The following is a 21513-nucleotide window of genomic DNA, read 5'->3' on the forward strand; positions in this document are numbered from 1 at the left end:
TCGGCGTCTCCTCCTCTCGTTCGTCTTTGTATTGTCCGGCATGGACGAGAACGACCCGAACAGGAGGGAAAATCATGGATACGAGTGCTCAGACGAACGACAAGCAGGTGGCATCGCCCGTCCGCGGCGGTGTGGTCGCCTATCTTCAGCTCGACGGGGCGATGAAGGCTGCCGAGTATTACAAAAACGCCCTCGGCGCCGAGATCGCGTCCTTTCATCCGGTGGATGACCAGGGCCGCACGATGCACATCCATCTCTATATCAACGGCAGTTCGGTGATGCTCGGCGATCCCTATCCGGATTATGGCCACCCGCTCGAAAAGCCGCAGGCCTTCACCATGATGCTGCCGGTCGACGACATTGATTTCTGGTGGAAACGCGCCGTCGATGCCGGCATGACGGTGGAGATCGAACTGCAGGTGATGTTCTGGGGCGACCGCTACGGCCAGGTCCGAGATCCCTTCGGCGTCGCCTGGGCGATGAACGCGCCGGTCAAGGGCTGAGATCCGTCGGGGAAGCAACGTGCCGCCGGTGATCCGGCGGCGCGTTCTATCCGTTTATCGTACCACGAAACAGGTGATCGCCTTGGCCTGCAGGACCGAGCAGGCGCGCGTGGCGGCATCGCCGTCGGCAAAACCGACGAAGCGAGCACGGAAGATTTCCTTGCCGCTATCGGCATAACTTTCGACGCTCGGCGCGACGCGGCCATACCCTTGGGCGAGCAGCGGCATTGCCTTTTCCAGCAGCGCGGATGCCTGGTCGCGGCTGGCGGCGGCGGCGATCTGGATGCGCCAGAGCGACCCGACCGGCTGCTGGGGCGTCATTGTCTGAGACGACGCCATCCGGGATGGGGCCGTCGGGACTGGCGTGGTCTGGGGAACGGCGTTCGGAGGCGCGGCATAGAGATTGGCGAGCGCCGTCTTGGGCGCAACGCCCAGCGCGATCTCCTTGCGCGGCGAAGGCGTCGCGAAGGCGAGCGGCGCGGTGTCTTCGGCCGGCCGCTTCTGCGCCTGGAATGCCACGAGACCGCCGGGTGCCGCAGTGTTGCCAGGCACGTAGCGGTCGAGCAGCGCCGCCATCTGGTCGTCGCGCTGGCGGGCGGTCTTGCCGCCCATGACGACGCCGATCACCCGGCGGCCGTCGATGTTGACGGCGCTGGCGATATTGTAGCCGGAAGCGTTGATAAAGCCGGTCTTGACACCGTCCATGCCGGGATAGCGATACATCAGGTTGTTGTGGCCGCGCAGGCGCTTGCCGCGGAACTCCATGTTCTTCAAAGAAAAGAGCTGATATTCCTTGGGAAAGTCGCGGATCAGCGCCAGCGCCAGCTGGGCCATGTCGCGCGCCGTCGTCACCTGTTCGTCGTCCGGCAGGCCGGAGGCATTGCGGAACACGGTGCGGCTCATGCCGAGCGCCCGCGCCTTCTTGGTCATCATCACCCCGAAACGGTCTTCCGAGCCGCCGAGATAATCACCCATCGTCGCGGCGGCATCATTGGCCGAGCGCACGACCATGCCAAGCACGGCCTCGCGTACTGTGATCGTTCGACCCGCCGGCACGCCGAGCTTGGAGGGAATTTTCGACGCCGCATTCGGCGTCACGACGATATCCTGGTCCCACTTGAGGCGGCCCTCGCGCAGCGCCTCGAAGGTCATGTAGAGCGTCATCATCTTGGTAAGCGATGCCGGGTGGTTGATCTCGTCGGCATTTTCCGACGCCAGGACCTTGCCGCTCTTCGCGTCATAGATGAAGTGGGAATAGCCGGCCTCTGCCGAACGGCTGATGGCCAGAGAGGCGCCAAGCACCCACAGGAATGCCAAAATCTGCGGAATTCGATACATGCCTACCCTCTTACCGTCCTCAGTGAGGATAAGGCAACGAACATGGTGCGAAAATGACGCGTTTCGCATTTGATTCTAATTCTCGATAAATGGTTAATTGAAAATAAGTACTTACGCATTTGTTAATGTTCTCCTGACGGCATCCTTCCAGCCGCGAATCTTCGCAGAACGGGTCTTTTCATCCATCTGTGGCTCGAATCGGCGCTGCCGCGCCCAGCTTTTCGCGAAGGCCTTTTGGTCTGGCCAGACGCCCGCCTTGGAGCCGGCGAGCCAGGCGGCCCCGAGCGCCGTCGTCTCGAGAATGGTCGGCCGGTCGACCGGCGCGTCGATCAGATCCGAGAGCCGCTGCATCGTCCAGTCCGACGCGACCATGCCGCCGTCGACGCGCAGCACCGTGCTGCCGTTGGCGTTGCGCCAGTCCTTCTGCATCGCGTCGTAGAGGTCGCGGGTCTGGTAGCAGACCGCCTCCAGCGCGGCGCGGCAGATTTCCGCAGGACCGGTCGCACGCGTCAGGCCGAACATCGCGCCGCGCGCTTCCGCATCCCAATGGGGCGCGCCGAGGCCGGTAAAGGCGGGTACCAGGTAGACTTCCTGTTGAGGATCGGCTTCTTGCGCCAACTCCCCGGATTGGGAAGCTCTTTCGATGATGCCGAGCCCGTCGCGCAGCCATTGCACTGCGGCACCGGCGATGAAAATCGACCCTTCCAGCGCATAGGTCGTCTCGCCGTTCAGGCGATAGGCGATGGTGGTAAGCAGCCGGTTCTTGGAGCGCACCATGTCGGCGCCGGTATTCAGCACGGCAAAGCAGCCGGTGCCGTAGGTGGATTTCATCATGCCCGGTTCGAAACAGGCCTGGCCGATGACCGCCGCCTGCTGATCGCCGGCGACGCCGAGGATCGGGATCGCTGCACCGAACAGGCTTTCGTCGGTGATGCCGAATTCGTCGGCGCAATCCTTGACCTCCGGTAGCATGGCGGCGGGGATGCGCAGGATTTCGAGGAGGTCCTCGTCCCAATGGTTATCGGCGATGTTGTAGATCAGCGTGCGCGAGGCATTGGTCGCATCGGTGACGAAGCTTTTTCCACCGGTCAGGCGCCAGATCAGGAAGGTGTCGATCGTGCCGAAGCAAAGTTCGCCCTTGGCCGCCCTCGCCCGCGCACCCTTCACGTTGGCGAGCATCCAGGAAAGCTTGGTGCCGGAAAAATAGGGATCGAGCAGCAGGCCGGTACGGCGGGTGAAGAGCTTTTCGAGATCCTGGCGTTTCAGCTTCTCGCAATAGCTGGCGGTGCGGCGATCCTGCCAGACGATGGCATTGTGGATCGGTTTGCCGCTCTCGCGCTCCCAGACGACGACGGTCTCGCGCTGGTTGGTGATGCCGATCGCGGCAATCTCGGAGGCCTTCAGCTTGGCTTCCTTGAGCGCCTGCTCGACCGCCCAGAGCACAGTTTCCCAGATCTCCTCCGGATCATGCTCGACCCAGCCGGATTTCGGGAAGATCTGGGTGAATTCCTTCTGGCCGATGCCGGCAATACGCATGTCGCCGTCGAACACGATCGCCCGCGTCGACGTCGTTCCCTGATCGATCGCCAGAACATAACCACCCATGCCGTCCCTCCCAGTTCATGCAATGCTTTGGAACTGGTTTGAACAGAAACGGCAAAAGCCTGTCAAACGGAAAAGGAAAGGCGCGATGCGCCTTTCCCTGTCCGTCGGCATCCAATCAGCCTGCAGCCTTGAGGGCCGTGTTGCACAGGCTCCAGTAACCGCCGCCCTTCTGGATCCATTTCAGATCGTTGAGCGTGCCGGCATCCTTGTTGGCATGGTAGGCGTCGACGCAGGTGTGCAGACGTCCCTTGGCAGGCGTCTCGGTTGCGTATTTCTTGTCGACCGCCTTGGGGAACTTGGTGCCCTTCGGAGCAACCATGGTCGGCTTTTCCGGCTCCTTCTCGGCGGTCTTTGCGACTTCGTCCTCGTCGGCCTTGTCCGCGACCGCGGCTTCAGCGCCGCAGAACTTGGCGCGGTAGTCGTTCCACTTCATCGTGGCGGCGGAGCCGTCAGCCTTTGCGGCCTGATATTTCGTGCTGCACTCCTTCATCGTCAGCGCACTGGCGGGCGATGAGAATGTCAGGGCAGCAAGGATCGTACCGGCAGCAGCAAGAATCAATTTCCCAGACATGATCTTTCCTACATTTCTGATTTAAGGAGAAAGTTTACGGAGCCCCCGTCAGGACGGGAGAACCCCGTTCGGGCTCGCCTTGTCGACTGCCGTCGGCAAGTGATCTGCAAGAAGCTGGGGCAGTTGATCGACATTGATGCCGAAGGCATTTGCCAGGCTGCGCACCTGCTCGGAAGAAAGCGCCGACCTGATCTGGTCGGCGGAAACCGGAAGATTGGAGCCGGTACCGATCCACGAAGACACCTGCTCGCCAAGCCCCGCCTGGTTGAGCTGGGCAATGATCCCGTTGAAGCCGCCGGCATTTTGAAAGATGTTTTCGGCGACCGCCAGTATATTGACCGGCTTGCCGCCCAAGGCATCGCTGATCACGCTCCCAAGACCATCAAACAGTCCCATGTGACCCTCCCAGGTCTTTCGCTACGCCTTCCGGAACTCATAGCAGTTCGAAGTTTTGGTGTCATCACCAATGTGTCCGGCGCGCTGCTCCGGCGGTGTTCAGCCTGCTGCGCCACCGCCATCCATGGTCGCCAACGGCCAGCATCTCGCCGACGACCAGGATCGGCGATCCCGATTGCCATCGCACGGAATTTGGGCATAACCTGCCCGGATCGTCGCGGCGCAACAGAACGCCGCCCGGAAGGCTGGATCACAGGGAGATTTGGGCATGAGCAGAACCGTCGTCGTCACCGGCTCCACGAGCGGCATCGGGCTCGGTGTTGCAAAGGCATTTGCGGCCGAGGGCGCCAATGTGGTGATCAACGGTTTCGGGCCGGCTGACGCGATCGAGGCTACCCGCCGCGAACTCGATGCGCTTGGGCCCGGCACGGTGCTTTATCACGGCGCCGACATGACCAAGCCCGCCGGCATCGAGGACCTCATCGCCACCGCGGTCAAGTCCTTCGGCACGGTCGACGTCCTGGTAAACAATGCCGGCATCCAGCATGTGGCGAAGATCGAGGAATTCCCGCCGGAAAAGTGGGACCAGCTGATCGCCATCCTGCTGACCTCGGCCTTCCACACGATGCGCCATACCATTCCCTTGATGAAGGCGACCGGCAAGGGTCGCATCATCAACGTGGCGTCGGCCCACGCGCTGGTCGCCTCGCCGTTCAAATCCGCCTATGTGGCTGCCAAACATGGTATTTTAGGACTAACCAAAACAGCGGCCTTGGAACTTGCGGAATTCGGTATTACCGTGAATGCGATATGCCCGGGCTATGTGCTGACGCCGCTGGTCGAAAGGCAGATCCCCGATACCGCCCGCGAGCGCGGTATTTCGGAAGCCGAGGTGAAGAGCGAAGTGATGCTGAGGCTGCAGGCGACCAAGGAATTCGTGGCGATCGACGAGGTCGCGCAGGCGGCGATCTATCTCGCAAGCGATGCGGCGAAGAGCATTACCGGCACGCATATCTCGATAGACGGCGGTTGGACCGCCCAATAACTGAACAAAGCAGTAACCGGACCGACCGGTAACGGAATACAAGAGCCGGCAACGGCGGACGAAGGAGAGACATGAGCGAAGCCATCCGCTTCATCGTGAATGGAGAAGAGATAACCCTTGGAGATTTTGGTCCGACGGAAACCCTTCTCGATTATCTTCGCCTGAGGCGGCGGCTGACAGGTACCAAGGAAGGCTGTGCGGAAGGCGACTGCGGCGCCTGCACGGTGCTGATCGGGCGGTTGACGGAACACGGCCTGCGCTACGAAAGCGTCAATGCCTGCATCCGGTTCCTAGGCTCCCTGCACGGCACCCATGTGGTGACCGTCGAGCACCTGGCCGGCCGTGACGGCGCGCTGCATCCGGTGCAGCAGGCGATGGTCGATTTCCACGGCTCGCAATGCGGCTTCTGCACTCCCGGCTTCATCATGTCCCTTTACGGCCTGTGGCTCTCGAACGGCACGCCGACGCGCGCCGATATCGAAAGCGCACTGCAGGGCAATCTCTGTCGCTGCACCGGCTATGAGCCGATCGTCAAGGCGGCCGAACACATCTCCGTCAACCGGCCGAGCTCGCTCTTCGATCCGCTGGAGCGCGACCGTATCCAGATCATGGCGAAACTCTGGGGCATCCATTCCGGCAACGACACGACCATCATCACCAAGGATGGGGCCCGCTCGATCGTGCCGGCCTCCGTCGCCGCCTTTGCCGATATCCTCGCCGACGAACCCGAGGCGACGATCGTCGCCGGGGCGACCGATGTCGGCCTGTGGGTCACCAAGCAGATGCGGCTCCTCGACCCGGTTATCTTCATCAACCACCTGACCGAACTGCAGTCGATAAGCGCGGACGAGACCGGCATCACTATCGGCGCCGGCGTCAGTTACACCCAGGCTTTCGACGTACTGTCTGACGAAATCCCCTCGCTTGGCCGGCTGATCGACCGGATCGGCGGCCAACAGGTGCGCAACATGGGTACGATCGGCGGCAATATCGCCAACGGTTCGCCGATCGGCGACACTCCGCCGCCTCTGATCGCGCTCGGTGCCGAGCTGACGCTGCGCTCCCATTCCGGCCGCCGCACGATCGCGCTCGAGGATTATTTCCTGAGCTACGGCAAGCAGGACCGGCTGCCGACCGAATTCGTCGAGAAGGTTTTCGTCCCCCGCCCGGCCGAGGGCAGTCATTTCGCCGTCTACAAGATCTCCAAGCGCCGCGATGAGGACATCTCGGCGCTCTGCGGCGCCTTCCATCTCGTGCTCGATGCTGACGGCAAGGTCGAGACCATCCGCATCGCCTTCGGCGGCATGGCCGCAACCCCGAAACGGGCGAAACACGTCGAGGACGCACTCCTCGGCGAGGTCTGGAGCTGGGGTGCCATCTCGGCCGTGCGCGACGCGTTCGTGGAGGATTACCAGCCCCTCACCGACTGGCGGGCAACCGCGGAATACCGCAGCCTCACCGCCCGCAACCTGCTCACCCGCTTTTTCCTCGAAACCGCCGGAGCGCCTGCGGAACTCCGCCGGTTCGAGCTGGAGGAGGCGTGATGGTGAATAGAACTATGAACATATTCTCCAGCCGGAAGCCCGACATGTATGCGGAAACGAGACGGCGCGGCACGCTCCCAATGATCTCCCCCCTTGAGGGGGAGATGTCACCGAAGGTGACAGAGGGGGGTAGCGACCTCACGGCACGTCAAACCGCCTCCGTAGCATTCCGAGCCACCCCCCTCTGCCCTGCCGGGCATCTCCCCCTCAAGGGGGGAGATCGGCATGCTGCAACGGTCGGGGGCCCCCGCTGATGGACAAGACCACGTTCAACACCAAACCGATCATCAACGGCCGCATGCATGTGTCGCTGAAACATGATTCAGCACATAAGCACGTCACCGGAACCGCCGAATATATCGACGATATTCCCGAACCCTCGGGTACCCTGCACGGCGGCCTCGGGCTTGCCGACCGGGCGCATGCGGAAATCGTCTCGGTCGATCTTTCGGCGGTGAAGAGCGCACCCGGCGTCGTCTGGGTGATCACCGCGGAGGACATTCCGGGCTTCAACGACGTCGCCTCGACCGGCCAGCACGACGAACCGCTGCTGGCGACCACCAACGTCCAGTTCCATGGCCAGATCATCTTCGCCGTCATTGCCGAGACCCGCGACCAGGCCCGCCGGGCGGCAAAGCTCGCAAAGATCGAATACCGCGACCTGCCTCACTGGACCGATATCGACAGCGCCCGCGAAAACGACGCGCCTTATGTCGTCGAACCGATGACGTTGAAGCGCGGCGAGCCGGAAACCGAGATCGAGAACGCGCCCCTGCGGGTCCAGAACCACATGTATATCGGCGGCCAGGAGCATTTTTACCTGGAAAGCCACATCGCGCTCGCCATCCCCGGCGAGGACGACGAAGTCATCGTCTGGTCTTCCACCCAGCATCCGAGCGAAGCGCAGCACATGGTGGCGCATGTGCTCGGGGTGGCCAACAATGCGGTGACCGTCCAGACCCGCCGCATGGGCGGCGGTTTCGGCGGCAAGGAAACGCAGGGCAACCAGTTTGCGGCACTCGCGGCAATCGCCGCCAAGAAGCTGAAGCGGGCGGTAAAATTCCGCCCCGACCGCGACGAGGATATGTCGATCACCGGCAAGCGGCACGATTTCCGCGTCGACTACGACGTCGCCTTCGACCAGGAAGGCCGTATCCACGCAGTCGACGCGATCTATGCGGCGCGCTGCGGTTTTTCCGCCGACCTCTCCGGCCCGGTCACCGACCGCGCCCTCTTCCATGCGGATTCCAGCTATTTCTATCCGCATGTGCGCCTGACCTCGCAGCCGCTGAAAACCCATACGGTCTCCAACACCGCCTTCCGCGGTTTCGGTGGACCGCAGGGCATGCTCGGCGGCGAACGGATCATCGAGGAGATCGCCTATGCGGTCGGCAAGGATCCACTTGAGATCCGCAAGCTGAATTTCTACGGCCAGCGCGGTTCGAACCGGACGATGACGCCCTATCACCAGGACGTCGAGGACAACATCATCGCGAAGATTGTCGACGAGCTGGAAACCTCGTCCGAATACCAGGCCCGCCGGCAGGCGATCCTGGAGTTCAACTCGCACAGCCCGGTGATCCGCAAGGGCATCGCCCTGACGCCGGTGAAATTCGGCATCTCGTTCACCATGACCGCCTACAACCAGGCGGGGGCGCTGGTCCATATCTACAATGACGGTTCGATCCACCTGAACCATGGCGGCACCGAAATGGGCCAGGGCCTCTATACCAAGGTGGCGCAGGTGGTGGCCGATACGTTCCAGGTCGATATCGACCGGGTGAAGATCACCGCGACGACGACCGGCAAGGTGCCGAACACCTCGGCGACCGCCGCCTCGTCCGGCACCGACCTCAACGGCATGGCCGCATATGATGCCGCCCGCCAGATCAAGGAACGGTTGATCGATTTCGCCATGCGCCAATGGAAGGTCGGCCGCGACAAGGTCGAGTTCCTGCCCAACCGGCTGCGCATCGGCGGCGAGATCATACCCTTCGACACGTTCATCCGCGCCGCCTATTACGACCGCGTGCAGCTGTCCGCCGCCGGTTTCTACAAGACGCCGCGCATCCACTGGGACCGCAAGGCGGGCCGCGGCCGGCCGTTCTACTACTTCGCCTATGGCGCCGCGGTGTCGGAAGTCTCGATCGATACCCTGACCGGCGAATACATGGTCGAGCGCACCGACATCCTCCACGACGTCGGCAAGTCGCTGAACCCGGCGATCGACATCGGCCAGGTGGAAGGCGCATTCGTGCAGGGCATGGGCTGGCTGACCACCGAGGAACTGTGGTGGGACGACAAGGGGCGGCTCCGCACCCACGCGCCCTCCACCTACAAGATCCCGCTCGCCTCCGACCGGCCGAAAGTGTTCAACGTCAAGCTCGCCGAGTGGGCGGAGAATGCCGAGCCGACCATCGGCCGCTCCAAGGCCGTCGGCGAACCGCCCTTCATGCTGGCGGTCTCGGTGCTGGAAGCGCTGTCGATGGCGGTGGCAAGCGTCGCGGACTATTCGGCCTGCCCGAGACTCGACGCACCGGCGACGCCGGAACGGGTGCTGATGGCGGTCGAGCGGCTGAAGGCGATGTGATGGAGCGCGTATGCCGCATTTCCATGTCCGCGACGCCAATCGGAAAAACGCCCGGAACATGCGCCGGGCGCTGACCGAGGCAGAGTTGAAGTTTTGGAATGCGGTCCGCGCTCATCGCCTCATGGGAATTGGCTTCCGGCGGCAGATGCCGATCGCCGGCTACATCGTGGATTTTGCCTGCCCGGAGCATAAGTTGATCATCGAAATTGACGGTGTGAGCCATTCCTACGACCAGAACATAAGGCGGGATTTAACGAGAGATCAGCAACTGGCCTCGCTTGGCTGGCAGGTGGTAAGGTTCACCAATGACGAGGTGCACGGCCATATCGACGACGTGTGCATGCACCTCCTGCGGATTATCGGGATCGACCGCTTTGAGTAGATGTTGCTACCCCCCTCTGCCCTGCCGGGCATCTCCCCCTCAAGGGGGGAGATCGGATGTGGCCAGGCCCCACTCCCTCTCGGTGCGGCGGGCTCACGTCACAGATGAGGCTGAGGACCGGGCAAGACACCACGTCTTGCCGATCTCCCCCCTTGTGGGGGAGATGTCCGGCAGGACAGAGGGGGGTGCCTAGTGCGCGAACTCACTCTTCCTGCATTCATCACCACCCATCCAAAATCTGTCCTCGTCGAAATCCGCGAGGCGAAGGGCTCCACGCCCCGCGAAGCCGGCACCTTCATGCTTGTCGCCGATAAGGCGATCTGGGGGACGATCGGCGGCGGGCAGTTCGAATATATGGCGATCGACAATGCCCGGGCGATGCTGGCTGGCGGCGGCGAGGCGGTGATGGACATTCCGCTTGGGCCGGAGATCGGCCAGTGCTGCGGCGGCCATACCCGGCTTGCGTTCCGGCCGCTGACACCTGAACTCGCCGAGATGCTGGAAAGGCGCCTGCGCGACGAGGAAGACGATCGCCCGGCGGTGACCCTGTTCGGATCGGGTCATGTCGGCCAGGCGCTCGCAAGGGCGCTGGTTCCCCTGCCCTTCGCGGTGTCAGTCGTCGAAACCCGTGCCGAGGCGCTGGAGGATCTGCCGGCCGAAACGGAAAAACACCTGACCGCCATGCCGGAAGCGTTTGTGGACAAGATCCCGGCTGGCGGCGCGGCGATCATCCTCACCCACGACCATGCGCTGGATTTCCTGATCGCCCAGCGCGCGTTGGCACGCGCCGATCTTGCCTATGTCGGCATGATCGGCTCGCGAACCAAACGTGCCACCTTCGCCAACTGGCTGAAGCGCGAGGGCGGCGGTGATGACCAGCTCCCCCGCCTCGTGCTGCCGATCGGCGGCACGGCGGTCAGGGACAAGCGCCCGGCCGTGATCGCAGCACTTGTCGCGGCCGAGCTGCTGGAAATCTATGCCGCCCGGCAGGCACAGACCTCAAAGCGGCAGATCCCGACTGCCTGAGCGCCGTTTTCCGTCCCAGAATGCCGCCTCGCGGCTCTCCGGCCGGTTCGGCGGCAGGGCGACATCCCCGCGCAGATCATCCGGCAGCGCCGGGATGCCCAGACCCGAGGGCTGCAGGAGCCGACGGAAAAAGCGCCGAAGCTGCCGCCAGGCCGAGATCGGACGCGAGGGTTTCAAAGGCAAGGCATGGGCGTTTGCGGACGGCATGGTTGCTCCACATCGACAAGAATGGCTTGATTGGTTGCGACCATGAATGGAGCCGATTGCCGGAAAATTCCAATTCAAATACAGTCGGTCGCGATCAAGAGAACTTATCGATGAAATTATCACGCCGGTTTCCGCTGAATGCACTTCGGGTCTTCGAGGCCGTCGCGCGCCTGGAAAATTTCACCCGCGCCGCGGAAGAACTCGGCATGACCCAGACGGCGGTGACCTACCAGATCAAGCTCCTGGAGGATTTTCTCGGCGACACCGTTTTTCTGCGCCGCCCACGGGCGCTGAAACTCACCGAAACGGGTGAAAAACTGCTTCCGAAGGTGGCGGAGGCTTTCACGCTGCTGACCGAAGCGGTGCAATCGACGCGCAACGGCATCGAGGAAACGCTGGAAATCCACTCGCCCCCATCGTTTGCCGCGCAATGGCTGTCGCCGCATCTCCACATTTTCAAGGCCCTGCACCCGCAAATCGAGGTCCGCCTGCTGCGCCAGCTGGATAACAACGACCACCGCCATAGCTCGGCCGATATCACGATCTGTATCAGCACCCGGCCATCCGACGGGTTGATCAGCCATCCTCTCTTTCGGCTCAACTATGCGCCCATGCTGTCTCCGCGACTGGCGGAAAGCGTGGGTGGCATACGGCAGCCTTCCGATCTTTTGAAACTACCCTGGATTACCGACACCCGTGACGGGTGGCACGAATGGTTCGAGGCGGCCCACATCGACCCGCATCAGATCCGGCACACCAGCCTCAACGCCCTTGGCGCGCTCGATCTGGAGGCAAGGGCTGCGATATCCGGCCATGGCGTGGCGATGCTGAGCCCCTTCCTCTTTCAGGAAGATCTGGCATCCGGCCGCCTCCTGCAGCCCTTCGATATCTGCGTCGGCGAGGGCAAGACCTATTGGCTGTGTTACGCGCCGGCGCGGCGAAATACGGCGAAGGTCACGGCCTTTGCAACCTGGATCCAGGCGGCGCTCGCCGATGACCTCGCGGCCATAGGAGCAAATCGAAGCGAGGCGGCCGCTCAATAGGGGCTGCCCGTCAAGCAGACCGGCCCTCCCGCCAGCTGCGCAATCAAAAATTCCGCTGCGAATAGAGGAGCCTTGCGGCGCGGAAGGCACCCTCCTCTTGAGGTCCGCGCCTGTCGCGGCCGTCGAGCAGGCCGAGGTCGCGTTGCCAGGATTGCGGCATTTCCTCGAGATCGAGACTGTTGCGGCGGACAGCCAGGCGGCGGCGTATGGCGGCGGCAATGCCGAGCTTCGGGAGAAACTGCTCGAACGGCCGGTTGAGGATCGAAAACATCTCTTGCCTCCAACGGGATACCCCGTTTTCATTTGATGATTGTGGGGGTAGATTGCGCGCCAAAGCCTCGGTAATCCAATCGAATTACCGTCTGCACGGATCAAGAGACCTTATTCATGAAGATGTCGAAACAGTTTCCTCTGAATGCGCTTCGGGTGTTCGAGGCCGCCGCGCGGCTGATGAGCTTCACCCGGGCCGGAGAGGAGCTCGGGCTGACCCAGACGGCCGTGAGCTACCAGATCAAGCTGCTCGAGGACACCATCGGTGAGCAGCTCTTCCTGCGCCGGCCGCGGCAGGTTTCGTTGACGGAGGCAGGCGAGCGGCTGGCGCCGAGGATCGCGGAAGCCTTCGCGATCATGGGCGATGCGCTTTCGACTCTGCACGACGCATCGGAGGGCACGCTGATCATCCATTCGACGGCGACCTTCGCCTCGCGCTGGCTGGCGCGCCATCTCGGCACCTTCCAGCTCGAAAATCCCGGCATTGCCGTCAGGCTGGAGACATCGCAGGAGATGATCGATTTTTCGCGCTCCCAGGCGGACATCGCGATCCGCAGCGGCAAGGGCGAATGGCCGGGCTTGCGCCGGCATTTTCTGATGCGAAATCATTTCACGCCGATGCTGAGCCCGGATCTGGCCGCCACGATCGGCGGCGTAAAGACGCCTGAAGACATCCTGAAGCTCAGAATCATCGATCCCGGCGATCCATGGTGGCCGTTTTGGTTTGCCGCAGCCGGGGTGCCGGATGTCGACCTCAGCGGCCGGCCGGTGAGCAGAATGGGCGCGCAGGCATTCGAAGCCGCCGCCGCGATCGCCAGCCAGGGGGTCGGAATTCTGCAGCCGGAATTTTATGCGGACGACATCGCGCTCGGGCGGCTGGTCCAGCCATTCGACATCCTCGGCTATGACAAGAGCGACTATTGGCTGGTCTATCCGGAGGCTCGCAGGAATTCCAAGAAGATCCGTGCCTTCCGCGACTTCATGCGGAAAACCATGCCGACATTCAGGGACTAGGGTCAGGACCCTTCAGTCGGTTTTCTATCCGCCGCTTTGCTGGACGGAAAACCGGCTGGACATGTTACTTCTGGCCGCTGGCGGCCTCTAGTAGCTCATATCCGGCGCGTAGAAGCAGCGCAGCGTATCTTCGGTCGGATAGAGACAGAGATGGTATTCCTCGTCCTGGCTTCTCCTCGCCTGGCTCTGCGGCAGTTTGAAATCATGCGGGCGCGTGATCAGCCGATGATCGCCCGGACCCAGAATGATCTCGTAGCCGCCATCGATGATCTTGACGTTCTTGGTCGCGATCATCTGGCAGTCGCCTGTATGGTTGTCGCCGTTGCAGCAGAAACCGTCATATTTCCAGGTCACGCCGGTCGAACTGTGCGCCTCGTGGGCACTGGCCGAACCGATCTGGATGCAGGACGCGTACGCAATCATCACACCTGTCAGAATACCACGCATGAGCTTAGTCTCCGTTGATGAATGCCCCCATCACCGGCTCGAACCGCACGCATTACCAAGCTTTCGCCGGCTGACTTGCAACTGTCACAATACGTGAGTCGATCTGACCAATTAACCCTTACTTATCGCGATGCACAATTAAGAACATTCTACTATTGCCAATCCGGGGATCGCGCGAAGGGAACTCGAAGCTGCCGGTCCCGGTTCCGTGGCGGAACAAAAAGTGTTCGCCGCAGCGCCCTCTTCCCTTGGCCAGGTTTTTTCCCCAAAGTGACGAGTCGGGGGGCAAAAAGGGGAAGTCTGAATGTATGAATATGCCGTCGCCTGGGAATGGCTGAGTTTCGCCGCCCGCTGGTTCCATGTCATCACGGCGATCGCCTGGATCGGCTCGTCGTTCTATTTCATCGCGCTCGATCTGGGGCTGACGAAGCGCCCGAACATGCCCGCCGGCGTTTATGGCGAGGAATGGCAGGTGCATGGCGGCGGTTTCTACCACGTCCAGAAATACCTGGTGGCGCCGGCACAGATGCCCGAACACCTGACCTGGTTCAAATACGAGAGCTATTTCACCTGGCTCTCCGGTTTTCTGATGCTCTGCATCGTCTATTACGGCGGCGCCGACCTGTTCCTGATCGATCGCACGGTGATGGCGCTCGCGCCCTGGCAAGCAATCCTGTTATCGCTCGCATCGCTGTCGATCGGCTGGATCATCTACGATCTGCTCTGCAAATCACCACTCGGAAAGAACACCTGGGGGCTGATGGCGCTGCTCTTCCTGGTGCTGATCGCCATGGCCTGGGGGTATACGCAGATATTCTCCGGCCGCGCCGCCTTCCTGCATCTCGGCGCGTTCACCGCGACGATCATGTCCGCCAACGTCTTCTTCATCATCATCCCCAACCAGAAGATCGTCGTCGCCGACCTGATCGCGGGGCGCACGCCCGACCCGAAATACGGCATGATCGCCAAGCAGCGTTCGCTGCACAACAACTACCTGACGCTGCCCGTCATCTTCTTCATGCTCTCCAACCACTATCCGCTGGCGTTTGCGACCCATTTCAACTGGGTGATCGCCGCACTCGTCTTCCTGATGGGCGTGACGATCAGGCACTGGTTCAACACCACCCACGCCCGCAAGGGCAAGCCGACCTGGACCTGGCTGGTGACGGTTCTGCTCTTCATCGTCATCATGTGGCTCTCGACCGTGCCGAAGGTTCTGACCGGCGAGACCGAGACCTCGATGACCCCGATCGCCCAGAAATTCGCGGCCAATGCCCATTTCGGCGCAGCGAGGGATGTCGTGCAGGCGCGCTGTTCCATGTGCCACGCGGCTGAACCCGTTTATGAAGGCGTCAATTTCACCCCGAAATCCGTCAGACTGGAGACCGACGCGGAGATTGCCGCCCACGCGCGGGAGATCTATATCCAGGCGGGCCGCAGTCATGCCATGCCGCCCGGCAACGTCACCGCCATCTCGCCGGATGAACGCCGGCTGCTGACGGCCTGGTACGAAAGCACGATATCCCAATGACACAGATGCTGATCCGCGGACGGCTGCTCTCCTTCAAGCGCGCTCCGCACTCGCTGACCGACACGGACAGTTACGCCTATGAGAGCGACGGCGCGCTGCTGATCGACGGGAACACGATTTCGGTTGCCGGCAGCTACGGAACGGTCAAGGCGATTGCGCCGGAGGGCGTCGAGGAAATCGACCATCGGCCGCATCTGATCCTGCCGGGCTTCATCGACACGCACCTGCATTTCCCGCAGATGCAGGTGATCGCCTCCTATGCCGCCAATCTGCTCGAATGGCTGAACACCTACACCTTCCCTGAGGAATGCCGGTTCGTCGAAAGCGAACACGCGGCGCGCATCGCCACACATTTCTATGACGAGTTGCTGCGCCACGGCACCACCACGGCGGTCGCCTACTGCTCCGTTCACAAGACCTCGGCCGACGCTTTCTTTGCCGAAGCCCTGAAGCGCGGCATGTGCATGGTCGGCGGCAAGGTGATGATGGACCGCAACGCCCCGCAGGGTCTGCTCGACACGCCGCAGATGGGTTATGACGAAACCCGCGCGGTAATTGCCGACTGGCACGGCAAGGGCCGCTGCCACGTCGCCATCACCCCGCGCTTCGCGATCACCTCGACGCCCGCCCAGATGAAGGCAGCCCAGGCGCTGGCGCAGGAGTTTCCCGACCTGCATATCCAGACGCATCTCTCCGAGAACCACGAGGAGATCCGCTACACGGGCGAGCTTTATCCGGACGCCAGGGACTATACCGACATCTACGCCCATTACGGCCTTCTCGGGCCCAAGACCCTGCTCGGCCACGCGATCCATCTTTCCGACCGCGAAGCCGATGTGTTGTCGGAGGCAGGCGCCGTCGCAGTCCACTGCCCGACCTCCAACCTCTTCCTCGGCTCCGGCCTGTTTCCGATGAAATCGCTGATGCGGCGGGAAAAGCCGGTCAGGGTGGCAGTCGCCACCGATATCGGCGGCGGATCGAGCTATTCGATGCTGCGGACGATGGACGAGGCCTACAAGATCCAGCAGCTCCTCGGCGAGCGTCTGAACCCGCTCGAAAGCTTCTACCTGATGACCAGAGGCAATGCCGAGGCGCTGTCGATGGCGGAACGTATCGGCACCCTGGAGCCCGGCACCGATGCCGACCTCGTGGTGCTGAACGCCGCCCCGACGCCGGCCATGCGGCTGCGGATGGAAACGGTGAAGACGCTGGCCGAGGAACTCTTCCTGCTCCAGACCATGGGCGACGACCGCGCCGTGGTCGAGACCTATGTGGCGGGCAAGGCGATGAAGGGCGAGTTCGACGTAAGCCAGGTCAGGGCCTAGCCGCCCGCCTTCCGCCGAGCGCCCTCCTTGATCGCGTCCATGACAGCGCGGACAATCGGCACGTCGCGGATATCCGAATGGACGACGAGCCAGATGTCGCGCGTCACGGGTTCGTCCTCCACCAGCGCGACGGCGAGCCCGTCGCCGGCGCTGACGAAGAAATCGGGCAGGATGGCGACCCCGCCGCCCGCCCGGGCCATTGCGCGCTGGAATTCCAGCGTCGAGGCCCTCAGGCCGACACGCCGTCCTCTCGCGATATCGAGAAGCCGCCGATGCTGCGGCGAAGTCTCCATGTCCTCGCCGTAAGCGATAAAGCTCCATTCCTCTTGTGGCGTCTCGGCAAGGTAGGACGGCGACGCATAGAAATCGAACCGAACGCTGCCGATCCGCATGACTGTAAGATCCCCCTGTTCGGGACGGGCCAGACGCACCGCAATGTCCGCCTCTCGACGGTTGAGGGAAGCGTAGCGCTTTTCGCCGGCAACGACGATCTCGATCTCGGGGTTACGTCGGCGAAGCATAGCGATTGGCTCCGGCAACAGCAGGTCCGAAAGGGCCGGAGGTGCGCTGATGCGCACCGTGCCGGCCAGCCGATCCTGTTTGAGCCTCGCCTGATCGGTGGCGAGAGCCTGTTCCTCCATCCGCCGTGCCAGTTCGGCAATGCGTTCGCCTTCGACAGTCAGTGTGACCTTCCGGCCGCGGCGATCGACCAATCTTGCCTGCAACTGCTCCTCCAGAAGCGCCACGCGGCGGCTGACGGTCGCGTGTTCCACGCCGAGTATCCGGGCGGCGCCGAGCAACGTTCCGCTGTTCGAGAGCGCCAGAAAGTAACGGAGGTTTTCCCAGTCGAGCATTGTCAAATTTTTCCCATCGATTGTCCACGAATAGGGAATTTTCAAACAATAAGCAAAGGCCCATCCTGACCCCGCCTCAAACATGGAGAATGACGATGGCGAATATCCTGGTGAGCCTGACCTCCCCCGGCGGGTTGGAAAACCTGCAGATTCTGGAACAGCCTCAACTAACGCCCAAGGAGGACGAAATTATCGTGCGGCACGACGCGATCGGCATGAACTTCGTCGATATCTATCACCGCAGGGGGATCTACGCGCTGCCATCCTATCCCGCCGTGATCGGTGTCGAGGCGGCCGGCACGGTGGAAGCCGTCGGCTCCGCGATCGCCGGTCTGAAGATCGGCGATCGGATCGCCTATTGTGGCGTCCCGGCCGGAGCCTATGCGACGCGCCGGGCGCTGGCGGCACAGCGGGCCATCCTTCTTCCGCCGCAGATCGACGCGGCGACGGCGGCCTCCTCGCTGCTGAAAGCGATGACGGCCTATATGCTGCTTTACAAGACTTATCCGGTCGGCACCGGCACCACCGTCCTGGTTCACGCGGCCGCAGGCGGTCTCGGTGCGATCCTGGTCAAATGGGCCAAGGAACTCGGTGCGACGGTGATCGGAACCGTAAGCTCGGAGGAAAAGGCGGAACTGGCCCGCAGCTACGGCGCCGATCACTTGATCGTCGGGCGCGATGCGGATCTGGTGGGTGAGGTCAAGTTCCGGACGAACGGACGCGGCGTCGATGTCGGCTATGACGGAATTGGCGGTTCGGTGCTTGCCAAGACGATCGACAGCGTCCGACCGTTCGGCACCGTGGCGACCATAGGCCAGGCCGCCGGCCCGATCCCGCCGGTCAGCGTCGATCAGCTAAGGCCGGGCAAGGCCCTGTCGCATCCCAGCATCCTTGCCTTCATCATCGACCAGGCCAATTATCGCGAGGCGGCGAACGCGGCGATTGCCGCAATGGAGAACGGCATCACCGCGGTCGTCGCGGGAAAGTATCCGCTAGAAGAGGCAGCCAGGGCGCAGGAATTCCTGGAAAGCGGCCGTGCAGCCGGCAGCCTGCTGCTTATCCCCGAGTGACGGCAGGCGATATCGCGCAGGACCCCACGCCCAGGAGATAAACTGGGGAGAAACAGCGCGCGATATCGCTCGACATTCCTCTGGCAGTGCGGCGAAGATATGCTACTCGTCTGCTAGCATCCGGAGGAAGAATATCGATGTCCAAACCGCTGACCATCGCAGACCTGAAAATCCTTGCCCGCCGTCGGGTGCCGAAGATGTTCTTCGACTATGCCGACAGCGGCGCCTGGACAGAGGGAACGTATCGGGCGAACGAGGAAGACTATTCCAGGATCAAGCTGCGCCAGCGCGTCCTGGTCGACATGACCAACCGCACGCTCGAAACCACGATGATCGGCGAAAAGGCCGCGATGCCCGTGGCGCTGGCGCCGACCGGCATGACCGGCATGCAGCATGCGGATGGCGAAATGCTGGCCGCCAAGGCGGCGGAAGAATTCGGCGTGCCCTTCACGCTCTCGACCATGAGCATCTGCTCGATCGAGGACGTCGCCTCGGTGACCACCAAACCCTTCTGGTTCCAGCTCTACGTGATGAAGGACCGCGGCTTCGTCGAACGGCTGATCGGCCGCGCCAAGGCGGCGAACTGCTCGGCGCTGGTCGTCACCGCCGACCTGCAGATCCTCGGCCAGCGCCACAAGGACCTGCGCAACGGCCTTGCTGCTCCGCCGAAGCCGACGCTCAACGCGGCCCTGCAGCTCGTGACGCGCCCGCGATGGTGCCTGGAAATGCTCGGCACCAAGCGCCGCGGTTTCGGCAATATCGTCGGCCATGCGAGCAATGTTTCCGACCTCTCCTCGCTCGGCGCCTGGACGGCCGAACAGTTCGACCCGCGGCTGTCTTGGGACGACATCCGCTGGATCAAGGACCTCTGGGGCGGCAAGATGATCATCAAGGGCATTCTCGACGAAGAGGACGCGCGCGCCGCCGCCGACACCGGCGCGGACGCGATCATCGTCTCCAACCACGGCGGTCGCCAGCTCGATGGGGCTCCATCCTCGATCAGCATGCTGCCGAGGATCGTCGATGCGGTCGGCGACCGGATCGAGGTGCATGTAGACGGTGGCATCCGCTCAGGCCAGGACGTGCTGAAGGCCGTGGCCCTCGGCGCCCGCGGCACCCATATCGGCCGGCCCTTCCTCTACGGCCTCGGCGCCATGGGCAAGGAAGGCGTCACCACGACGCTCGAGATCATCCGCAAGGAGCTCGATATCACCATGGCGCTTTGCGGCAAGCGGGATATCCAGCATATCGACCGCAACATCCTCGCCAACATGCCGTTCTGACGACCGGGCGAAGGCGGAGGATCTGCTATCTCAGCACCAGCCGCCCTTGCCAACGCCCGGCCGCTTGGCCAGGCCCTCGTTGACGAGGACATCGGCGAGCGAGCGGCCGTTGCGGGTGACTTCGCGTAGCTTGTGGCCTTCGACCTCGTCCTCGTTGCCCTGCCAGGTGACGAGTTCGAACGGACCGGAATCGAGGAAGGCCCGCACCCGCAGCTCCGCATCGCTCGCCTTGATCCGCTCCGCCTCGCAACGCGGCTTCTTGATGTCGGGCACCTCGATGCCGACGAGGCGGATTTTCTGGCCGTGGAATACGAAACGGTCGGCGGCGGTGACGCAGTCGTCCTGCTTGGCCGATCCGCACAGATAGAATTTCGCCTCATAGGCGCCGGCAAGGTTCTCGTTGCTCTTCGGCGCCTCGGCAGCCTTCTGGATCTCCTCGAGAATCGGCTTGCCGATCGGCGCCGGCGGGATGATCGCGGCAGTGTGGCTCTGGTCGGGAGCGACCGCAGGCTTTGGCGTGACCGGTCGGTGCGACGGGCCGGAACTTGCCTCGACGGATTTCGCCGGCACAGGTTTTGCCGCGACCTGGAGCGGTTTTCCCGAAGTCAGGCCAGCAACAAAACGCCTCGTTGCCGCGGAATTCTCGTAAAGCGCAATCCCGCCGGCCACCAGCGCTAGCACTCCGAGCCAAGGCCAGAGCGACGAACCGGAGCTCGACGACCGCTTGGGCGCGCTCCTGCGCCGAGAACCGGATTTGCCGCGCGTTTGAGCCATGACGATCTCTCCTGTCGAATCGGAGAAAGTATCGTGGGGAAGGATTGCCGAAAGGTTTCGGAAAGAGCGGTCAGTAGTGGAAACGGCATTGGAGGATGATCAGCCGCGGCTGATCGCTGCTGTTCTCCACTCGGTAAACGAGGCGGTGTTCCTGAGTAATCCGGCGCGACCACTGCCCTTTGAGCTGATTGCGCAAAGGCTCAGGCTTACCGATGCCCTCGAAGGGGTGACGCAATGTGTCCCTGATCAACTCGTTGATCCGACCGACCATTTTGGGATCGGTCTCCTGCCAGGAAACATACTCGCGCCAGCCCTCCGGCTCCCAGACGAGCAGGTAGGCTTTCCCTGGAGGCATCAATCGGCCTTCTTGTTGGGAATATAGTCTTCAGGTTCAATCAAGTCGTGCGCGATCAGCTTGGAGCCGTCGTTGACGTTGGCGATCGCCTCCATCAGCCGCGTCGCATTGGCGGGCGTCGACATCAGATGCAGCGTCTCCAGCATCCCCTCGTATTCGTCCTTATCGATCAGGATGGCCGATGGCTTGTCGCGGCGCATGATTTCGATCGGAGCGCGGTCGTTCGATACCTCGTCGAGGAGGCTAGCAAGCTCTTGGCGGGCTTGGGAAAACATGACGGTGCGCATGGGCGGCTCCTCATTACCTGTACAATAAATAGTACAAGTCTCTAGCGAAGTCA

General features: G+C 62.5%; 23 protein-coding genes. 12 read left to right on the forward strand and 11 right to left on the reverse strand.

Translation table 11 applies throughout. The features are described 5' to 3' along the window. The first annotated feature begins 74 nt into the window (after positions 1 to 74). Complete coding sequence (locus ACZ9IU_RS15655; protein WP_038544402.1) at positions 75 to 503, forward strand: VOC family protein; 429 nt, start codon at positions 75 to 77, stop codon at positions 501 to 503. Between the two features lie 54 nt (positions 504 to 557). Here ACZ9IU_RS15655 and ACZ9IU_RS15660 read toward each other — a convergent pair whose 3' ends face one another. From ACZ9IU_RS15660 to ACZ9IU_RS15675, 4 genes are all read right to left on the reverse strand, one after another. Further along, positions 558 to 1841, reverse strand: coding sequence for a D-alanyl-D-alanine carboxypeptidase (locus ACZ9IU_RS15660; RefSeq protein WP_051899784.1), 1284 nt, complete (start codon positions 1839 to 1841; stop codon positions 558 to 560). A gap of 111 nt (positions 1842 to 1952) precedes the next feature. Beyond that, positions 1953 to 3446, reverse strand: coding sequence for a glycerol kinase GlpK (gene glpK / locus ACZ9IU_RS15665; RefSeq protein ID WP_038544404.1), 1494 nt, complete (start codon positions 3444 to 3446; stop codon positions 1953 to 1955). Between the two features lie 115 nt (positions 3447 to 3561). Beyond that, complete coding sequence (locus ACZ9IU_RS15670; protein WP_038544406.1) at positions 3562 to 4017, reverse strand: hypothetical protein; 456 nt, start codon at positions 4015 to 4017, stop codon at positions 3562 to 3564. Positions 4018 to 4065: 48 nt separating this feature from the next. Continuing rightward, positions 4066 to 4413 carry a YidB family protein gene (locus ACZ9IU_RS15675; protein WP_038544407.1) on the reverse strand — a complete coding sequence of 116 codons (348 nt, stop codon included), beginning with the start codon at positions 4411 to 4413 and terminating at the stop codon, positions 4066 to 4068. Between the two features lie 268 nt (positions 4414 to 4681). On the opposite strand from ACZ9IU_RS15675, the gene ACZ9IU_RS15680 reads away from it, so the two are divergent. The 5 genes from ACZ9IU_RS15680 to xdhC all read left to right on the forward strand — a co-directional run bounded on the left by ACZ9IU_RS15680 (position 4682) and on the right by xdhC (position 11000). Beyond that, entirely contained in the window at positions 4682 to 5458 is a 777-nt protein-coding gene (locus tag ACZ9IU_RS15680; protein ID WP_038544409.1) for a 3-hydroxybutyrate dehydrogenase, read from the forward strand. A 71-nt stretch (positions 5459 to 5529) separates the two neighbouring features. Beyond that, positions 5530 to 7002 (forward strand): xanthine dehydrogenase small subunit, encoded by a 1473-nt coding sequence (gene xdhA / locus ACZ9IU_RS15685; RefSeq protein WP_038544411.1) that lies wholly within the window; start codon positions 5530 to 5532, stop codon positions 7000 to 7002. Positions 7003 to 7255: 253 nt separating this feature from the next. After that, positions 7256 to 9592, forward strand: coding sequence for a xanthine dehydrogenase molybdopterin binding subunit (gene xdhB / locus ACZ9IU_RS15690; protein WP_038544415.1), 2337 nt, complete (start codon positions 7256 to 7258; stop codon positions 9590 to 9592). A 10-nt stretch (positions 9593 to 9602) separates the two neighbouring features. After that, entirely contained in the window at positions 9603 to 9974 is a 372-nt protein-coding gene (locus tag ACZ9IU_RS15695; RefSeq protein WP_038544417.1) for an endonuclease domain-containing protein, read from the forward strand. Positions 9975 to 10166: 192 nt separating this feature from the next. After that, entirely contained in the window at positions 10167 to 11000 is an 834-nt protein-coding gene (xdhC, locus tag ACZ9IU_RS15700) for a xanthine dehydrogenase accessory protein XdhC (protein ID WP_038544420.1), read from the forward strand. On the opposite strand, the gene ACZ9IU_RS15705 is transcribed toward xdhC, so the two are convergent. Beyond that, on the reverse strand, positions 10974 to 11207 hold the full coding sequence (locus ACZ9IU_RS15705) for a hypothetical protein (RefSeq protein WP_038544422.1): 234 nt from the start codon (positions 11205 to 11207) through the stop codon (positions 10974 to 10976). The two genes, xdhC and ACZ9IU_RS15705, sit on opposite strands and share 27 nt — an antisense overlap. 110 nt (positions 11208 to 11317) lie before the next feature. Here ACZ9IU_RS15705 and ACZ9IU_RS15710 point away from each other — a divergent pair, with 110 nt between their 5' ends. Continuing rightward, complete coding sequence (locus tag ACZ9IU_RS15710; RefSeq protein WP_038544424.1) at positions 11318 to 12250, forward strand: LysR substrate-binding domain-containing protein; 933 nt, start codon at positions 11318 to 11320, stop codon at positions 12248 to 12250. Between the two features lie 43 nt (positions 12251 to 12293). Here the strand turns inward: ACZ9IU_RS15710 and ACZ9IU_RS15715 are convergent, their stop codons facing one another. After that, entirely contained in the window at positions 12294 to 12521 is a 228-nt protein-coding gene (locus ACZ9IU_RS15715) for a hypothetical protein (RefSeq protein WP_038544426.1), read from the reverse strand. Between the two features lie 116 nt (positions 12522 to 12637). Between ACZ9IU_RS15715 and ACZ9IU_RS15720 the strand changes: the two genes are divergently transcribed. Next, on the forward strand, positions 12638 to 13534 hold the full coding sequence (locus tag ACZ9IU_RS15720) for a LysR substrate-binding domain-containing protein (protein WP_038544428.1): 897 nt from the start codon (positions 12638 to 12640) through the stop codon (positions 13532 to 13534). Positions 13535 to 13621: 87 nt separating this feature from the next. On the opposite strand, the gene ACZ9IU_RS15725 is transcribed toward ACZ9IU_RS15720, so the two are convergent. Beyond that, entirely contained in the window at positions 13622 to 13981 is a 360-nt protein-coding gene (locus ACZ9IU_RS15725) for a hypothetical protein (RefSeq protein WP_038544430.1), read from the reverse strand. Between the two features lie 304 nt (positions 13982 to 14285). Here ACZ9IU_RS15725 and puuD point away from each other — a divergent pair, with 304 nt between their 5' ends. Next, a complete protein-coding gene (gene puuD / locus ACZ9IU_RS15730; RefSeq protein ID WP_038544432.1) occupies positions 14286 to 15512 on the forward strand; it encodes a urate hydroxylase PuuD in 1227 nt (408 codons plus the stop codon). After that, positions 15509 to 16837 (forward strand): guanine deaminase, encoded by a 1329-nt coding sequence (gene guaD / locus ACZ9IU_RS15735; protein WP_038544434.1) that lies wholly within the window; start codon positions 15509 to 15511, stop codon positions 16835 to 16837. The genes puuD and guaD overlap by 4 nt, the downstream gene beginning before the upstream one ends. On the opposite strand, the gene ACZ9IU_RS15740 is transcribed toward guaD, so the two are convergent. Then, a complete protein-coding gene (locus ACZ9IU_RS15740; RefSeq protein ID WP_173426753.1) occupies positions 16834 to 17691 on the reverse strand; it encodes a LysR family transcriptional regulator in 858 nt (285 codons plus the stop codon). The two genes, guaD and ACZ9IU_RS15740, sit on opposite strands and share 4 nt — an antisense overlap. Before the next feature lie 95 nt (positions 17692 to 17786). Here ACZ9IU_RS15740 and ACZ9IU_RS15745 point away from each other — a divergent pair, with 95 nt between their 5' ends. Continuing rightward, on the forward strand, positions 17787 to 18761 hold the full coding sequence (locus ACZ9IU_RS15745; RefSeq protein ID WP_038544437.1) for a quinone oxidoreductase family protein: 975 nt from the start codon (positions 17787 to 17789) through the stop codon (positions 18759 to 18761). 137 nt (positions 18762 to 18898) lie between these two features. Continuing rightward, positions 18899 to 20044, forward strand: coding sequence for an alpha-hydroxy acid oxidase (locus tag ACZ9IU_RS15750; protein WP_038544439.1), 1146 nt, complete (start codon positions 18899 to 18901; stop codon positions 20042 to 20044). Positions 20045 to 20074: 30 nt separating this feature from the next. On the opposite strand, the gene ACZ9IU_RS15755 is transcribed toward ACZ9IU_RS15750, so the two are convergent. From ACZ9IU_RS15755 to ACZ9IU_RS15765, 3 genes are all read right to left on the reverse strand, one after another. Then, a complete protein-coding gene (locus ACZ9IU_RS15755) occupies positions 20075 to 20818 on the reverse strand; it encodes a hypothetical protein (RefSeq protein WP_038544441.1) in 744 nt (247 codons plus the stop codon). 70 nt (positions 20819 to 20888) lie between these two features. Continuing rightward, on the reverse strand, positions 20889 to 21173 hold the full coding sequence (locus ACZ9IU_RS15760; protein ID WP_038544443.1) for a Txe/YoeB family addiction module toxin: 285 nt from the start codon (positions 21171 to 21173) through the stop codon (positions 20889 to 20891). Beyond that, positions 21173 to 21460, reverse strand: a complete 288-nt coding sequence (locus ACZ9IU_RS15765; RefSeq protein ID WP_038544445.1) for a type II toxin-antitoxin system Phd/YefM family antitoxin — start codon at positions 21458 to 21460, stop codon at positions 21173 to 21175. The genes ACZ9IU_RS15760 and ACZ9IU_RS15765 overlap by 1 nt, the downstream gene beginning before the upstream one ends. Positions 21461 to 21513 lie beyond the last annotated feature (53 nt).

This window comes from Mesorhizobium sp. USDA 4132, assembly GCF_056279545.1.

Excerpts from the sequence above, each read along its gene's own strand:
- glpK (WP_038544404.1), bottom strand. The coding sequence starts at position 3,446 with ATGGGTGGTTATGTTCTGGCGATCGATCAGGGAACGACGTCGACGCGG.
- ACZ9IU_RS15710 (WP_038544424.1), top strand. The coding sequence starts at position 11,318 with ATGAAATTATCACGCCGGTTTCCGCTGAATGCACTTCGGGTCTTCGAG.
- guaD (WP_038544434.1), top strand. The coding sequence starts at position 15,509 with ATGACACAGATGCTGATCCGCGGACGGCTGCTCTCCTTCAAGCGCGCT.
- xdhA (WP_038544411.1), top strand. The coding sequence starts at position 5,530 with ATGAGCGAAGCCATCCGCTTCATCGTGAATGGAGAAGAGATAACCCTT.
- ACZ9IU_RS15655 (WP_038544402.1), top strand. The coding sequence starts at position 75 with ATGGATACGAGTGCTCAGACGAACGACAAGCAGGTGGCATCGCCCGTC.
- ACZ9IU_RS15765 (WP_038544445.1), bottom strand. The coding sequence starts at position 21,460 with ATGCGCACCGTCATGTTTTCCCAAGCCCGCCAAGAGCTTGCTAGCCTC.
- ACZ9IU_RS15695 (WP_038544417.1), top strand. The coding sequence starts at position 9,603 with ATGCCGCATTTCCATGTCCGCGACGCCAATCGGAAAAACGCCCGGAAC.
- ACZ9IU_RS15750 (WP_038544439.1), top strand. The coding sequence starts at position 18,899 with ATGTCCAAACCGCTGACCATCGCAGACCTGAAAATCCTTGCCCGCCGT.
- xdhB (WP_038544415.1), top strand. The coding sequence starts at position 7,256 with ATGGACAAGACCACGTTCAACACCAAACCGATCATCAACGGCCGCATG.
- ACZ9IU_RS15680 (WP_038544409.1), top strand. The coding sequence starts at position 4,682 with ATGAGCAGAACCGTCGTCGTCACCGGCTCCACGAGCGGCATCGGGCTC.
- ACZ9IU_RS15720 (WP_038544428.1), top strand. The coding sequence starts at position 12,638 with ATGAAGATGTCGAAACAGTTTCCTCTGAATGCGCTTCGGGTGTTCGAG.
- ACZ9IU_RS15760 (WP_038544443.1), bottom strand. The coding sequence starts at position 21,173 with ATGCCTCCAGGGAAAGCCTACCTGCTCGTCTGGGAGCCGGAGGGCTGG.
- ACZ9IU_RS15715 (WP_038544426.1), bottom strand. The coding sequence starts at position 12,521 with ATGTTTTCGATCCTCAACCGGCCGTTCGAGCAGTTTCTCCCGAAGCTC.
- ACZ9IU_RS15725 (WP_038544430.1), bottom strand. The coding sequence starts at position 13,981 with ATGCGTGGTATTCTGACAGGTGTGATGATTGCGTACGCGTCCTGCATC.
- ACZ9IU_RS15755 (WP_038544441.1), bottom strand. The coding sequence starts at position 20,818 with ATGGCTCAAACGCGCGGCAAATCCGGTTCTCGGCGCAGGAGCGCGCCC.
- ACZ9IU_RS15670 (WP_038544406.1), bottom strand. The coding sequence starts at position 4,017 with ATGTCTGGGAAATTGATTCTTGCTGCTGCCGGTACGATCCTTGCTGCC.
- puuD (WP_038544432.1), top strand. The coding sequence starts at position 14,286 with ATGTATGAATATGCCGTCGCCTGGGAATGGCTGAGTTTCGCCGCCCGC.
- ACZ9IU_RS15660 (WP_051899784.1), bottom strand. The coding sequence starts at position 1,841 with ATGTATCGAATTCCGCAGATTTTGGCATTCCTGTGGGTGCTTGGCGCC.
- ACZ9IU_RS15740 (WP_173426753.1), bottom strand. The coding sequence starts at position 17,691 with ATGCTCGACTGGGAAAACCTCCGTTACTTTCTGGCGCTCTCGAACAGC.
- ACZ9IU_RS15675 (WP_038544407.1), bottom strand. The coding sequence starts at position 4,413 with ATGGGACTGTTTGATGGTCTTGGGAGCGTGATCAGCGATGCCTTGGGC.
- ACZ9IU_RS15745 (WP_038544437.1), top strand. The coding sequence starts at position 17,787 with ATGGCGAATATCCTGGTGAGCCTGACCTCCCCCGGCGGGTTGGAAAAC.
- ACZ9IU_RS15705 (WP_038544422.1), bottom strand. The coding sequence starts at position 11,207 with ATGCCGTCCGCAAACGCCCATGCCTTGCCTTTGAAACCCTCGCGTCCG.